This window comes from Brasilonema sp. UFV-L1 (assembly GCF_012912105.1).
GTDB lineage: Bacteria > Cyanobacteriota > Cyanobacteriia > Cyanobacteriales > Nostocaceae > Brasilonema.
On record NZ_QMEA01000055.1, the window covers coordinates 1 to 15156 of the forward strand.

A 15156-nucleotide genomic window follows, 5' to 3' on the forward strand; every position below is an offset into this window, starting at 1 on the left:
CGGGTGGGGTATTTCGGGATTTATAAGTGATTAAGCGAACTTGATATCATCCCATGCACTCTATCATGACGTCTGCCGTAGTTATTTATATTACCTTGGCATTAGACAGATGATATAACCTGGTTTCTTGCTGCTTGGTTAAGAACTGTATCAGCAGCTTGGTACAGTATTTGTAGCTCTGTACCATCTTGGGGATACTGAACGACTCCAGCACTGAAGGTTGCTTGAAACTGGATACCGTTGGCAGCTTGAAATTCTATTTGACGAAAAGCTTGCAGGGCTTGAGATAGCCGTTCAACTGATTCACTTTTGCTCAACCCAGGCATGCCGATGACAAATTCCTTGCCTGCCCAACGACCAATCACATCCTCTTGTCGCAACGTCTGTCGCAACAGTTTCCCCAATTGCGATAAGACTGTATCTCCGGCGGCGTGACCGTACTGTTGGTTGATTGGCTTGAGGTCGTCTACAGTTGCGATCGCAAGACAAAAAGGTTGCTGATTGCCATTACTCCATTTTAGCAGTTCAAGCAAGTCTTGGGTGGACTTCGGTCGATTGGCAACACCAGTTAAGGCATCAATTTGAGCCAAACTCCGTAGCAAACGCGTTCTTTGCAGACGATTGAGAATACGGGTCACTAGTTCTGGTTCAACAATGGGCTTATTCACGTAATCGTCGGCACCTACCGCAAATACCTTGTGCATGGTTTCGGCATCTGTGTGAGCCGTGAGAAACAAAATTGGTAGTCCACTCCAATACTGGTTATCACGGATTGCTTTGCATAAATCAATACCACTTGTGGATGGCATTTCTACATCTAGAACCAAGAGATCCGGTTGTTCGGCTGCCAGGGTGTCCCAAAACCGGAGTGGATTGTCGAGCGTGGAAACTTTGAAACCCCACGGCGGGAGTAAACTCGCAAGAGCCGTCAAGACCAGGGGGTCATCATCGACAATCATTACCTTTGCCTCTGAACTTACGTGATTTTCTTTACTTTTATATAGCAGTGTATTTATTGAGAAAAGATCAGGCAACTGTTGAGCATTCAGGTATTGTACTTGTTGGCGCAAAGCAACAACTAGCTGATGAAGGTGCTGTACTTGATGTTGCTGAGGCGGCACTTGAGCTTGAAACTGTAGTTCGATTTCGCGAGCCAGATGAGAACCTTCATCCGCTCCAAACATACCCAATGAACCCACAAGTTTGTGAGCTGCTTGTTCTGCTTTTGACCGCAGTTTCTGATCTAGCTTCTCCCCAAGCAGTAACGTTGTTGCCTGCTCAATGATAGCAACGCGCTCTTCGATATCTTCTTTTGCTCGTTCCCAAATTTCCCTAACACTCGGTGCTGTCTGTTCTGCAATTGTAGATGTTGGATTTCTAAGTGCAGATGGATGCAAATGCATGCGGCTTACTGACTGTTCTATCTGCGTCTGGTTGGGTGTATCAGTCGTTACTGTTTTGGATTTTTTATTTTTCCCCGTCTTTGCTTGTTCTCCTTCCCTTTGAGTGGGCTTCAGTCTGTAGCCAATGCCATAAACTGTTTCAATTGGGTCATCTGAAACTCCTGCTACTCTTAGCTTCATGCGTAACCCCTTCAAATGAGACCTGACTGTATCATCGTGTGGTGGTTCTTCAAACGACCACAAATGATCTATCAAGGAACTACAGCTAAAAATCCGGTGATGATTGCGAAGAAAAAGTTCTAGTAAACCGTATTCTTTGGGTGTTAAATGCACGGGTTGACCTTTCGAGATCACTTCGCAAGTACTGGGATCAACTTGCAGGGAACGCCACTCCAACAGCGGTGGTGACGCTGAACTTCCGCGACGCAATAAAGCACGAATGCGAGCTAATAACTCGTGCAAGTTATAGGGCTTGTTCACATAATCATCTGCGCCTGCATCTAAACCCAAAACTTTATCCGTACTTGTGTTTTTGGCAGTCAACAGCATAATCGGTGTTTGATTGCCTTGGGAACGCAAACGCTGACACAGAGTAATTCCATCTAACTTGGGCAAGTTGACATCTAGCACAATCAAGTCATAAGTCTGAACCTCAATGAGATCCCAACCTGCTTGACCATCTGTGGCAATTTCAACAGTATAATACTGGTTTTTCAGGACTTTAGCTAGTAATTCAGCAGTTAGTCTATTGTCTTCAACTAATAAAATTTTCATTGGGCTTTGTGATTGCTATCTCCAACGATACAAAGCAGTGATATAATCAAGGCAGATTGAGACAGCAATCCCAGCAACGACTATTGAGCAGGCGAGCCTTAATAAGGTTACAACGTTGTACTACAGTGACGTTATCAATGAACAATTATCAATTCAAGGATCCAAACCCAGACCGCCACGCTCCGCAGCCTGCGGCACGCTTCGCTAACGCGGCGCTGCGCGATTCAATTACCAATAATCAATGAACAGTTATCAAATCGATAACTGTTCATTGATTTTGACTTTCGAGTCATATCAGGCTAATAACTAGAAATGTCGAGATAACTTGCCAAATCCCGACAACCAATTTGTGAACAAGCAAAGCGATACAAGACACAACAAAACTCCATATCAACCAGTTCGGTAATATGATGTTTCAGTTGACTCTCTAAAAATCACTTTAGATTTATTTATCTGCGGTATCCGTCATATCTGTCGTATCTATCATATCTATCGTATCTGCCTCTGTCGTCTCTGTCATATCTATTGTTTGTGCCATCGCTAACTGCAAACTCTGCCCGACAGCCATTCCTTACCCAAATACGGTTTCTGTTACGGCCCCAATTTCCTCTACAACTAGCATCAGACAATTGCCTGACAAACCTGACTCTGCCTCTTCCATCTATCTCACAAGTATTCCTTTCATTATTGCGGCTTTCACAAGTTATTATGTCTCGAGCAGAAGCTGAAGAAGTAAAGCCCAAAAGCGTACCTAGACTAACAGTGGTAGCCATCAAGGTAGCAGCGATTGTTGGAAAACGAATTACCATATTAAACATATTAAATGTTGGTCTCTTGAACAAAAAAGATTAACTATACTCACTTATTGTTCCAAATTTATAACAGCATTCACCTGTATCTGAAGTCATAGAACTTAGCATCCTAAGCAGTTTTCAGACTTTTGGCTGAGAAGCCTCTTTTTCCTATAATCACTGATAACTGATAGCTGATAACTGATGGTTGACTCAACCAACAGCAAAATCTGTGTATTGACGCATCTTCGGTGGGTCAATACCTAAGACAATATCGTGTTTTGGCACTCCGATTTCAACTAGCTTATTGGCAATACCGACTTCGGTTCCATCCTGCTGTACCCAGATTTTTCCATCAATAATATCGAGATGAAGCACAACTCCATAGACACGCTGTGAATCACGCCAGCCGACGTATACTAATTGATAGCGATCGCGCTGTTGATCAAAAATGAGCTCAGCTCGAATCCGGCTATCCCAAACCAACTGAGCGTGTTCACTTAGCAATCTTTGAATATGCTGACGATATTCATCTACGGCTGCCATCGCTTAATCACCTCCTGATCAATATCGTAGATCAGCAAATACACTTGATGCTGCTCAAGGAGTGAGTGAATAAATGATGTGGTGAAAAACTCTTCATACACGTTATTGGGCACTGCTAAATACAATATGCGCTCACTTTCTTGTACTTGTAGTGCTGCTCGATATGCTAAAAACTGTCCTAATGCACCATAAAATTCTGAAATCTTAGATGGACCAAGAAAGCTCTTAATTTCAACAGCAATTTTATGTTCTCCTCGCTGGGCTGCTATCACTTTCTGGGCACCTAAATCAATTGCCAAATTAAAACTACCTGCCTGAAGTGGATATGGATCGTGGGTTATTTCCCATCTATCTTTCTGAAGGGCTGTTTTGACAATAGCATGAAACGCATCTTTTGCTGGCATAAATGACTGACTGCACAAGTCCATCATTAAAGATAGCGTGTTCTTTGGCATTGTTTCTTCTTAAGTCCGATCGTGCAGCACCCGCCCATGAGAAACGACTAACGATACTGACGGCGAAATTCACCAGGTGTCAGACGCATCGGTTGTTCTGGGTTCCAAATTCCTAGTTCCATCAGTCTAGCCCATTGCTGAGCACGTTCTAAACGTAGGTCATATTTGTGGTTAGGCGATCGCCCCACAAACAAAGCGTACCCTTGTTTCACCAACTCTTCATTCAACAAAACTCCATTTTTCCAAGCATAAGCCAGAGTCCGCCCGAACTGGTCTTTTATTTGCGCATCAAACTCTAGCATCACAGGCTGTTCCCTAACGAGTGCTTCTAGGTATTGCTTTGCTGCATCTCCCCAAGGACGCTGCTGCAAATCTGGTGCATCAATTCCCAGCAAACGTACTTGAGAAATCAAACTTGGTTGTTCCCCTAAACCCATCACCTCCAAAGTTTGTCCACTCACAACCTGTGCGACTTTAACCTGTACTTGTGTGCTTTCTTCAAGCTTCTTTTGAGGTTGACAAGCCACAAGTAGCAATAGACAAAATACAATGACTATTTTTTGTACCTTTGCGCCTCTACATCTGTGGGCGAAATCAAATTTAATCCTCATCTAAAGGAAAACCCCTGCGAACTTTTCCTCTAGCAAAAAAGCGTCCAAACTGGAGTTCATAAACTTCATCTTCGTCCTGTGTTTCTACTTCCAAATCAGAACGTGCATAACTCACGCATAGTAGGGCATAACCTTTTTTCTGCAACTCTGGCGACAGTCCAATCGCTTCTGGTTGATAAATCTCTCCTGAGAGTACCCTTACAGCACAAGTCGTACAAGCCCCATTCCGACATGAAAACGGCAGTTCTACTCCTTGTTTCTCACCTGTATGCAAGATGTAGCGGTCATCAGGGACTTGCAAGGAGTGTATTATGCCTTTGGCGCGATCGCGAACTTTAACAGTGTATGTCTTGGACATCTGGATTTTGGATTTTGATTTGGAAATTTATTGGAATTTTAGACCAAATTTAGTTGCAGTTTAATTTGTTTTAGTCTAATATTGAAATTCGTGACGCCTGGAGAGATGGCCGAGTGGTTGAAGGCGCAGCACTGGAAATGCTGTTTGGGGGCAACTTCAACGAGGGTTCGAATCCCTCTCTCTCCGTTCAATAATATCTCCAAAATCTCGCTTGTTGAAGCATATGCCTAAAGGGCGACTTTTGAAAAAGCTAACTTTGCAGCACCTGCGATTCCTGCGAAGTTACCTAATTCTGCTGGCAATATTTGTAAACCCAGACGTGAAGTCGGTAGCACTCTGTGTTCAATTTCTGCTTTGACTGATGGTATGAAAAACTCGGCACTTGCACTCAGTCCGCCACCAATGACAACAGCTTCTGGCGTCAGCACATAAATCAAGCTCGTTAATCCGATGCCCAGATACCTACCATACTCATGCCAAAATGTCAATGCTTCAACATCTCCAGCTTTTGCAAGAGTGGCCAGTTCTGTTGGTTCTTTGCCCGTGCGACGACGAATTGCTGTCAGTGACAAATACTGTTCCAAAGAGCCTTGATTACCACTATTACACATTGGACCATCTGGGTTAAAGGTGATTAATCCCAACTCACCCGCTGCGCCAAAATGACCAACAAACAGTTTGCCATCTAAGATAATTGCACCACCCACTCCAGTTCCTAAGGTGAGTAGAATAAAATTTTGGAAGCGGCGACCGACTCCTAACCAAGCTTCTCCTAATCCTGCACAGTTGGCATCGTTAGCGATAATAGTAGGCTTGCCAGTTTTTGCTTCCAACCAATCAGCTAAGGGGACATCGTGCCATCCTGGTAAGTTAATGGCGAGTTTAGCAATGCGTCCTGCTGCATCTGCTGGTCCTGGAGTGCCAACACCAATCGCAATGCTATGATTTGGGTTGTCTAGTTGAGCGATTGCATCTACCATTGCGATCATAACTGCCTCTGGTGTAGCTGGTTGCGGCGTTGCAACAGTCAACGATTGTAAACAAGTGCCATCTGTGGCGACACGCCCCAGCTTGATTGCTGTTCCACCTAAGTCAATACCAATGACTTGAGAATCTATCACTTTCAAACCCCTCACAAATAGGCGGATTGCAACAGATGCAAGACTGATACTTTATTTTTTATCAGTTTCGCTACCAAAAAATTCTATATTTTCAGAGTCATTTGGTGCAGGTCGTAAAGTGGCGATCGTTAGGGAATGAAAACTGGGCTGACCTTGTAAAGATGCAACTGAGGCACCTCTCAAAATACCAGTCAGGGCAACAGAAAGCATAAAACCACCAGCTGCAGCAGCAATTAAAGAAAAATTATCTTTCACACAAATCTCTCACTAACAAGTACAACAAATATTAAGGTAACAAATGAAATTAAGTATGCTTTGCTGATTAGTGAGTTGTTGATGATTGTATTAACCACTAATCATTATCTAATAACAAATAACGCTCGACTATTTCCGGATGTCTTTGCGCAAACGGGGATTAATAAACTCATTTAACCCCTCACCGAGTAGCGACAACCCTACAACCATTGTTGTCATTGCTAATCCAGGGAAAAGCGCAGTCCACCAAATACCAACGGGTAGCGCTTGCAAAGCTTGTTGTAAATCGCGTCCCCATTCCGGCGTTTCTCTTGGCAGCCCTAACCCCAAAAAACCCAAACCGCCCAGAATTAAAATTGCGTCAGCGGCGTTAAGGGTAAAAAGGACAGGCACGCTTTGAATCACGTTAAAAAACAGGTATCGAGAAAGAACCTGCCATGTATTGGCACCCATTGCTTGTGCTGCCTCAATAAACACTTCAGTTTTGACACTCACAGTATGATTGCGGACGACACGATAATATTGTGGTACATAAGCAATGCTGATAGCAAGAGCCGCATTTAAGATTCCACGTCCCACTATAAATGCTAGCGTTATCGAAAGCAGTAACCCCGGTAGAGTGTAGATGCTGTCCATCACAAATAGCAATGCTTTGTCTAATCTACCTCCTACGTAGCCACTCAACATACCTAGAGGTACACCAATAAACATACTTATCGCCGTAGCTAGTAAGACGACTTGTAAAGCGGCTTGAGCGCCAAATAAAGTGCGCGAGAAGACATCATAGCCTTCGCGACTAGTACCAAACCAATGTTGAGGTGAGGGTGCTTCTTGAATGGGGTTACTTAAGGAATCTATAGGATTTTGCACCAAACCCAAGACTTGAAGTAAGGGAGTGAAAAGAGCTAAGAATAGGAAAAACAGAGTCATCGCTAACCCAATCAGCATCAGTTGTTGGGAAAGGGTGGGACTTTTGGCAAACCGTAAAAATCTAGCTTGTGGACTTTTAGTAATGGTCATAAACGGAAGCGAGGGTTCGCGGCGTTTGAGCTGCTATAAATGACCATTCTACATATCAGATGGTTTCATGCAATGGTGTAAAGACGAGCCACCACTAGCTCCTCCGTGAGAACTCCGAACTACCCCGTTGTCGCAAGCTGTCAACCGATACAATGCTTACCTGTCCGTTACCAAAAATAAAAATTCTTATAAAGATTTGTAATAGTATTTAACATCGCAACAATATCATTTAAAGTAGCAGAAGCCAGCACTTAACCGTGGAAAGTGAGAGCGCTGGCTCTACCTCCCAATCTTTTGAAGGAGATAATCTCATTATGGCTTATCAAGAACGCCTCAAACCCTGGGCGGTTATTAATTCACTGTCCTCGTCACAAAAGATCATCATCAGCCGCCACCGCAGTCGCGTTGATGCAGAAGAATATCTTGGGTTATTGCGTCAGCAAAAGCCCATTGGCAAACATGAAATCGTTTTCAAGCCAACAGACGATAGAATCCAGGAAGAGGTAGGGAGATGAAGCTATTTCATCTCCTTTGTTTATTTCTACTCACCACTTACAAGTTGCTTTCAATCAATTGGCGATACTCGCTCTTTTGCTTAACACCTTTGAGTTCCTTCAGTAGCTCTTTATTCTTAAAAAATTGAACTGTTGGTGTTCCTGTGACACCAGCGTTTTCAGCAATGTCTCGGTCTTTGTCGATGTCAATTTCGACGAAATGAATTTTACCGTCAAATTCATCCACAACTTTATTTAAGATGGGCTTGAGGGTATGGCAAGGACCACAACCAGGAGCAACGTATTTGACGATCATCAGGCGATCGCCCTCATGGAACAGCTTCCGCAGAGCATAACCACCCTGATGGCGGGTTGTTTTTAAATCAAATTCAGCGGCTAGCTGTTCCTCTGTTTTCTTCTCGGCTGGGTGTTCTAATTCATTATCTGGAGTTTCCGGTTTTTGGTGAAATTCCTGAATTAAGCCACTAGAAGACAACCAACGTTCTGCTAACATCGCCGCCGCACAGCCACTCCCTGCAGCGGTAATTGCTTGACGGTACTCATGGTCTTGTACATCGCCTGCGGCGAAAACACCCTCTACGCTTGTTTCTGGAGAATTAGGCTTGGTAACAATGTAACCCACGTCATCCAGTTCTAATTGTCCCTTGAATAAGGATGTATTAGGATTGTGACCGATGGCGTAGAATAACCCCTTCACATGCAGTTCACTCTGTTGGCCAGTTTTAGTATTGCGGATTTTTATCCCTTCCATGTGCTTGTCATTCCCAAACACATCCACCGCTTCTGTGTTCCAGTGAAGTGTGATTTTGGGATTATTTAAAACCCGGTCTTGCATGGCTTTGGAAGCCCGCATCTTCTCGGTTCGCACCAGCAAATTTACCTTAGAGCCGTACTTGGTCAAGTAAATTGCTTCTTCCGCCGCCGAGTCGCCACCACCAACCACAGCTAATTCCGCTCCGTGGAAAATAGGTGTAGCACCGTCACAGATAGCACAAGCGGAAATTCCTCGACTCCAGAATTGATGTTCACTGGCTAAACCCAAGCGCTTTGCTGTCGCACCCGTGGCGATGACGATGCTGTGGGTTTTCAATTCTCGTTCCTCAGAACGGATTGTAAAGGGACGCTGATTCAAATCAACTTCAATAACATCTTCTGTATATAACTCAGCCCCCCAACGTTCTGCTTGAGCCTTCATCCGATCCATCAGATCAGGTCCGGTAATTCCTTCGGGAAACCCAGGAAAATTCTCCACCTCAGTCGTTGTCATCAACTGACCACCAGGTAACCCCCCGGCTTGAAAACCCTCAAAAACAACAGGTTTGAGGTTAGCCCGTCCTGCGTAAATGGCAGCTGTGTACCCTGCTGGACCAGAACCGATAATCACTACATTTTCTACTGTCGGGTTGGTCATGATTGATTTTGCAAACTCATAACGACTACGACTTAGTATAACATACCAGACACAGCCTGATAGAAAATTCCTTGCTCTGGGAATACTAAAGCCAGGGTGTACTTTTAGCTTGAGTTGCATACAGCGTTCACAATCCATGCGACAAAGCCGTGAACTCAAAAGGTGCTAGGAAAAATCTCACAAATATAAGAGTTTGACACCAGCTTTCAATTGGGTAAAACACACAGTGTGCCGCAAGAGTGTCTCTACACTTGTTGATGCTGACAAATGTGAGGAAAAATTTCTATGAAGTGATTTGAAACAGGAAAGAAATGAAAAAGTTACAAATATAACTTTTCATGAAAAGTTAATTTTCACAAGACACGGAGAAATACTTATGATACATGAAAGAAAAACTCAATTACTGCAATATCTTCTTAAGAAACAGAAAGATGACGCAGGCTTCACACTTATTGAACTGCTAGTAGTCATTATTATTATTGGTATTCTATCTGCCATTGCTTTGCCCTCGTTTGTCAGCCAAGCAAATAAAGCAAAACAATCAGAGGCTAAAACCTATGTGGCTTCAATGAACCGAGCGCAGCAAGTTTATTACTTAGAAAATGGTAAATTTACAGATAAGATAGATCAACTGGGTATTGGTATTAATAACAACAGCACAACAGAAGAGACATACAAAACCGATAACTACCAGTATAAAATTGAAAAAAAATCGGATATGGTTGTCAATGATGCAATATCTCAGACGAATTCTCTCAAATCCTACGCAGGCGTCGTGATTTTGAAACAAGAAGGTAGTGAGGCAACAACTCAAGCCATTTTGTGTGAGTCTGACAAAAGTGGTACTCAGAGAACTGCACAGGAGCTAAATGCCGAGGATGCTCAACGAGAATGTCCGAAAGATTTCTCAAAGCTTAATCAGTCCTCACAGCCTAATAACTCCCCAACGTCTAATACCCCGTAAAAAATCCTAGCTGTATCTGTGTCTTATCCTAGTTAAATTTTTGATCAAGGTGGGTAGTTTGAGCTATCCACTTTAATTTTGCTCTCAATTCCGACTCTAGAACTTTTCTTTTTAGAAATTTATACAATTAGGACTTCTGCATCGTACATAAGTACTACACGCAATTTGGGTGTTTCAGCCATGTTTAGCACAAGCGCGATCAGCCGGAGGCTTTAGCACTTACCAGTAATAAAATGTTCCACCTTCGTTGTTGATCTGTCGGCACAATAGGTTATTCGTGGTAATAAGGTGGAACATTTTATTTTTTGGATCTCCCTTAGCTTGTGCGTATCGCAAAGATGCGAAGAAATCAGGGTTATGCGAAACACCTGAAACAACCAAATACCGTCATACATATTATGGTTAATTTGTGAGCGTGCGTAAGTCCTAACAATATAACGACATATCACCTACGTACAATCTTCCTGACTTCCTTCTTTAGGAGCGTATTGTCTGTGGATTTTTGTCTGTGCCAAGAATATTAAGTTTTCATAAAAATGTTCCTAATCTCTATCTAAGACTAAAATGTTTACGATATTCTATATAACGTTTAAATAATCTGCATAACTCCAGCTAACTGCACAGTTCACTGTTTTGCTAAAATCTTCGAAATAGCTCTGATTATATAAGTTTGTCAAAACTTGCATACATCATGTGAAAAAAAAAGAAATAACATTTTGCATACATCCCCTAAAAGTTTGATTTGTGCAAAGCATAGAGCAACTATTGTTCTAGAACAACCCAAGGTCACGGCTTTATAACAGCAGATTTAACTTATTTAGTGGGGATTACCGTACAAAACCGAATTAAACAGTCACTCACTTGAGTAAGTTATGATATAGTTAAAAAGTTGAGACTTGCTTTGCCAAAGTAAAAAGCTCTACGCATCGGCAAGAATTCCAATACGGAAAGCAGTTTTGATCAAGCATTTACCCAACCAAATCTGAATTTAATCGAGGTTATGAGTAAGCAGCAAGTGATTCACCCAATGGTGAAGTTGCAGCGTAATGTGCATTCACTCGTAGATTCTAATATTATCAAGCCCACAGATAATATCTGGAAAATCGCTTTGCTATTTGGAAATGAATGGCAGCACTGGAAACGAGAACTGCTAGACTACGGGTTTAGCATGCAAGATCCAGTAAGCGAATTATTAGCTGTCGAAGCTTGGGATGAAGAATAAAAGGTCTAGAAAAGTCTAAAGGAGGAATTGGGGATAGGTGATAGGTTTAAATTTTCCTATAGCCTCATCTTCTTTTTGCCATATATTTTTCTTTTAGACTTTGCACAATGCTAAAGCCGCCACCAAATCCTTAGCGGTTTGGTAGCGATCGCACGCCAAAGGTTCTGTAGTACGGTCAATGACTTCTCGTAATTGAGGAGTAATAGTGGGCACGTTTGCGATTTCAAATCGGAAACTTCGCCCTCTCTGACGATAAAACTTAAAAGGGCTTTCGCCAGTGAGTAAAAAAATGAGTGTCGGTCCAATTGCATATAAATCGGATTGAGTTAAGGGTTGTCCCCGTTCCTGTTCAGGAGCACAATAACCCTCTGCACCAATACGAGTTCCGAGTGCTGTACCAATTTCTTTGACTGCCCCAAAGTCCAGCACGACGATACTATTATTGGAGTTTCGCACCATGAGATTAGCGGGTTTAATGTCGCGGTGAATAAGGGGTGGCTCTTGGCTATGGAGATAGTCCAAAATGTCACACGTTTGAATCATCCAATTAATCGCTTGATTTGGGACAACCGGTCCTTTTGAATAAATAAGTTTTTCTAAATCTTGTCCATGAACTAATTCCATTGCCAAATATTTCTTTCCACGTTCGACAAAAAAGTCATAATACTTAGGAATTCCAGGATGCCTCAGGGATTTAAGAGCATTCGCCTCTCGTTCAAATAATTCTTGTGCCTTTGCAATTTTCGCCATATCAGCATTCATCTGCTTCAACACCAACAATTGTGGGTGTCCGGCGATTTTTCCTAGCTCATCCCAAGCTAGATAAGTCGTACCCATACCTCCCTGTCCTAGAATTCGCAATACCTGGTATTGACGAATTGTTTGTATGACCGACAAAGGTTGACCGCAGTGTATGCAAAACAAATTATGAGGTGAGTTCCCTTCATGGGTACAAGTTATGTGGGGTAATGTAGGCGAAAAAGAACGTTGTGGACTTGTTTGCAGGTCTATTTGAAATTTCAGAATCGGGCCTTTTTGCGCCAGTTGCAGCACAGAGTTATCTGGCAACAAACTTTGAGTGACTAAAACACCATTGAGAAAAGTGCCATTTGTGCCTTGACTAATAACCTGCCAAGAACCGCCATTTTTATCCGAATCGACTTGCCTAAGTTCTAAATGATATCGTGACACCAAGCTATCACTTAAAACCACGTCATTATCTGCCGAACGACCAATCCGAATGATTGACTCGTCGTCAAAGTGCCACTGTTCAAGAGGTGTGTTTTGTTGCGGTTCTAACAAGGTCAGCGTGACCATAGGTGATTTTTAATTCGGGAGATGGGAAGATAGGGTAGAGAGCGTAGCGAGTATTGGGAAGATAGGGAGATGGGGAACTCGGGGCCCCCACGGAGGAGCCAGTGCGGTCTTGGGGAGCCAGTCGCTTGCGGGGGTTCCCCCCGTTGTGCGACCTGGCGTGTTTCCCCAAGTGAAGCATCTGGCGTTGGGGATTAGGGGCAATGGGGAGATGCTTTTTAGTTATTCTCCTTGTCTCGTTGTCTCGTTGTCTCCTGATCTCCTTGTCTCGTTGTCTCTAAGCCATAATTTATTGCTGTTGTTCTGAATTCGGGCAGACTTTTGCCCGGATAAGTACAGCAGTAATATTGTCATGACCATTGTAATGGTTTGCCAAATCAATTAAAGCTTGAACGCCACTTTCCAAATTGCTGCCAGAATGGAGCAGAGGTACTAGGTAATCCTGCCAATGAATGACCAACAAATCATTATCTGATAAACCATCCGACGCAAGAACAAAAAGGGTGTCTTCATTTATCTCAAAAAACTGGATATCAGGAATAATAGAGTTTTCATCGCGAGGACCAAGGGCTTGAGTTAATTGGTAAGCATCAGAGCGAGAGTATGCTACACTTGGCTCCACACCTCGAGAAATTTCCCGTTGACCAACTTCATGGTCTATTGTGACTTGTTCTAGTCCTCTTTCGCGAGTGACGCGGTAAAGGCGACTGTCTCCGACATGAGCGACAGCCACATGAGTATCTTGGATTAAAACCATAACAAGAGTCGTACCCATGCGCCCAACACCAGAACGGGCATCTTGTTGATTGACATTGAAAATTTCTTGATTGGCTAGCCGTACAGCAGTGTAAATATCATCTTCTGTTGGTAATTGATTAGAAGCCCACTTAGTTTGAAAGTACTGGCGCAACGAGTTGACAGCTAAGGCACTAGCAACCTCGCCACCAGCGTGTCCACCCATTCCATCACACAAAATATACAGACCACGCGCTTGCAAAGTCTGCTTGTTAGGAAATTGTAGTTTGTATACTTTTGTTTCAATGCCAAAGTAATCTTCGTTATGGTCGCGTTGACGTCCGACATTGGTAAGTCCTGCATTTTCCAAGCTGATTAACTGCACAGGCTGCATCGCTACGGACATATTATTGCTTTGCAATTCAGTCTCATCCTCTTGCTTATCTAATTGCAAAATAGTAGGTGCTGCAGTACTTTTAAGTACTTTAGGAAAATTTGGAACATTTGTGGGATTGCCTTGCAATTCAGAGGCTATAGCTTCTAAACGTAATTGCAACTGCGCTAGCGTCTGTATATTTCCTTGTTCCAATTCTCCCATCAAATGCAAAATAGAACCAAATTGAGTGCGTTGAGATTGTCTAAAAAGTGCATGCCAAACCTGCCCTAAAGCTTGGATTGTCAAAGGCTGCGCTTGCTTAGCAGTAGAAATTCTTGCTTCTACATCTTCTGACAACTGAGCACTTGTTGTTTTATCTGGTAATTCTACATATAAACGCTGTAGTGCTAGTGACTGGTTTTTATTGACTCGTAGATTACACAATTCCAGCAGACTTTGGCGACAGTTGGCATTTTCTAGTACAGCCCAAAGCTGGGTCATCTGATAAAAAAAATGTACAATTTGTGACGAACTGAGTGAATCATCTTGCCATAAATCGAGTAATTGCCGCCAATTCGAGCGATCTTCGATAAGTACTATTTGCATATCATCTTGCTGCCATGCATCATGAATGGGCGGTATTCCTTGATGGCACCATGACTGTAAAGCAACGTAAGGTTTGGCGAGACTAGGAATTTTATCAACCCCTAACGATGACATGACTAGCCCTTTTTGCTCATTGACCACCATAACCTCAAGAAGTGGTACTTGGTACGGTTGGCAGTCTAATACTTTCACACAGACCTCAGTGTTAGGAGCAATTTCGTCTAAGGCTGGTAGCGATTCTAGCAGTTGATAACGCTTTTGTGAATCTAAGTGAGAGCCGGCTGATAAAAGAGATGAGGAGACAGTGCGTTGCTGCGCCAGTCCTTGATTAGAGTTTTCCGACAGAGGAATCTGGCGTTGAGGTTCCCCGGAGTGTGCAACCTGCCGTGAGGATAAGGGAGATGAGGCTTTCTTATCTTCTTGAACTTGAAAAGTCCCTTCCTTTGTAATAATTGCCCATAAAACGGCTCCGCATGTTGTGCCACAGTTATCACATTGTTGTGCATCTAAAGCCAAATGAGTACCGCACTCTGAACAGACCTTGTGGGTCAGTGAAGCGCCACAGCTTTGACAGAATTTGTTAGTGTTGGGGTTTTCAAATTTACACTGAGGGCAAATCAGCATTGTGGAAGTTCCTTAATTCCCGTTCCAAGGTGCTTCTAGCCACTACAATCCAAAA

General features: G+C 43.0%; 15 protein-coding genes and 1 tRNA gene. 4 read left to right on the forward strand and 12 right to left on the reverse strand.

Going from position 1 to position 15156, the window contains the following annotated elements:
* Positions 1-101: 101 nt before the first annotated feature.
* The 6 genes from DP117_RS17000 to DP117_RS17025 form a co-directional block, all read right to left on the reverse strand.
* Complete coding sequence (locus DP117_RS17000) at positions 102-2177, reverse strand: response regulator (RefSeq protein WP_169219472.1); 2076 nt, start codon at positions 2175-2177, stop codon at positions 102-104.
* Between the two features lie 445 nt (positions 2178-2622).
* Positions 2623-2745, reverse strand: coding sequence for a hypothetical protein (locus tag DP117_RS36985; RefSeq protein WP_282440294.1), 123 nt, complete (start codon positions 2743-2745; stop codon positions 2623-2625).
* Positions 2746-3181: 436 nt separating this feature from the next.
* Positions 3182-3514 (reverse strand): XisI protein, encoded by a 333-nt coding sequence (locus tag DP117_RS17010; RefSeq protein WP_169219474.1) that lies wholly within the window; start codon positions 3512-3514, stop codon positions 3182-3184.
* On the reverse strand, positions 3502-3918 hold the full coding sequence (locus DP117_RS17015) for an element excision factor XisH family protein (protein ID WP_169219505.1): 417 nt from the start codon (positions 3916-3918) through the stop codon (positions 3502-3504). Before DP117_RS17015 ends, DP117_RS17010 begins: the two co-directional genes overlap by 13 nt.
* A 98-nt stretch (positions 3919-4016) precedes the next feature.
* A complete protein-coding gene (locus DP117_RS17020) occupies positions 4017-4580 on the reverse strand; it encodes a thermonuclease family protein (RefSeq protein ID WP_169219475.1) in 564 nt (187 codons plus the stop codon).
* Positions 4570-4938 carry a 2Fe-2S iron-sulfur cluster-binding protein gene (locus DP117_RS17025; RefSeq protein ID WP_169219476.1) on the reverse strand — a complete coding sequence of 123 codons (369 nt, stop codon included), beginning with the start codon at positions 4936-4938 and terminating at the stop codon, positions 4570-4572. Before DP117_RS17025 ends, DP117_RS17020 begins: the two co-directional genes overlap by 11 nt.
* Before the next feature lie 99 nt (positions 4939-5037).
* On the opposite strand from DP117_RS17025, the gene DP117_RS17030 reads away from it, so the two are divergent.
* Positions 5038-5124 (forward strand) — tRNA-Ser (locus DP117_RS17030).
* A gap of 41 nt (positions 5125-5165) precedes the next feature.
* Here DP117_RS17030 and DP117_RS17035 read toward each other — a convergent pair.
* The 3 genes from DP117_RS17035 to DP117_RS17045 all read right to left on the reverse strand — a co-directional run bounded on the left by DP117_RS17035 (position 5166) and on the right by DP117_RS17045 (position 7334).
* Positions 5166-6059, reverse strand: coding sequence for an ROK family protein (locus tag DP117_RS17035; protein WP_169219477.1), 894 nt, complete (start codon positions 6057-6059; stop codon positions 5166-5168).
* A gap of 51 nt (positions 6060-6110) precedes the next feature.
* Complete coding sequence (locus tag DP117_RS17040; RefSeq protein WP_169219478.1) at positions 6111-6314, reverse strand: hypothetical protein; 204 nt, start codon at positions 6312-6314, stop codon at positions 6111-6113.
* 129 nt (positions 6315-6443) lie between these two features.
* Positions 6444-7334, reverse strand: coding sequence for an ABC transporter permease (locus DP117_RS17045; RefSeq protein ID WP_169219479.1), 891 nt, complete (start codon positions 7332-7334; stop codon positions 6444-6446).
* Between the two features lie 257 nt (positions 7335-7591).
* Here DP117_RS17045 and DP117_RS17050 point away from each other — a divergent pair, with 257 nt between their 5' ends.
* Positions 7592-7849, forward strand: a complete 258-nt coding sequence (locus DP117_RS17050) for a hypothetical protein (protein WP_169219480.1) — start codon at positions 7592-7594, stop codon at positions 7847-7849.
* A 37-nt stretch (positions 7850-7886) separates the two neighbouring features.
* Here DP117_RS17050 and trxB read toward each other — a convergent pair whose 3' ends face one another.
* Entirely contained in the window at positions 7887-9260 is a 1374-nt protein-coding gene (trxB, locus tag DP117_RS17055; protein ID WP_169219481.1) for a thioredoxin-disulfide reductase, read from the reverse strand.
* 376 nt (positions 9261-9636) lie between these two features.
* Here trxB and DP117_RS17060 point away from each other — a divergent pair, with 376 nt between their 5' ends.
* The gene (locus DP117_RS17060) at positions 9637-10224 is read left to right on the forward strand and encodes a type IV pilin-like G/H family protein (protein ID WP_169219482.1); all 588 of its coding nucleotides are present in this window, start codon (positions 9637-9639) and stop codon (positions 10222-10224) included.
* A gap of 1000 nt (positions 10225-11224) precedes the next feature.
* Positions 11225-11446, forward strand: a complete 222-nt coding sequence (locus DP117_RS17065; protein WP_169219483.1) for a DUF4327 family protein — start codon at positions 11225-11227, stop codon at positions 11444-11446.
* 93 nt (positions 11447-11539) lie between these two features.
* On the opposite strand, the gene DP117_RS17070 is transcribed toward DP117_RS17065, so the two are convergent.
* Positions 11540-12763, reverse strand: coding sequence for an FHA domain-containing serine/threonine-protein kinase (locus DP117_RS17070; protein ID WP_169219484.1), 1224 nt, complete (start codon positions 12761-12763; stop codon positions 11540-11542).
* A 286-nt stretch (positions 12764-13049) separates the two neighbouring features.
* Positions 13050-15101: a serine/threonine phosphatase gene (locus DP117_RS17075; protein ID WP_169219485.1), complete on the reverse strand. Its 2052-nt coding sequence runs from the start codon at positions 15099-15101 to the stop codon at positions 13050-13052.
* Between the last annotated feature and the right edge of the window lie 55 nt (positions 15102-15156).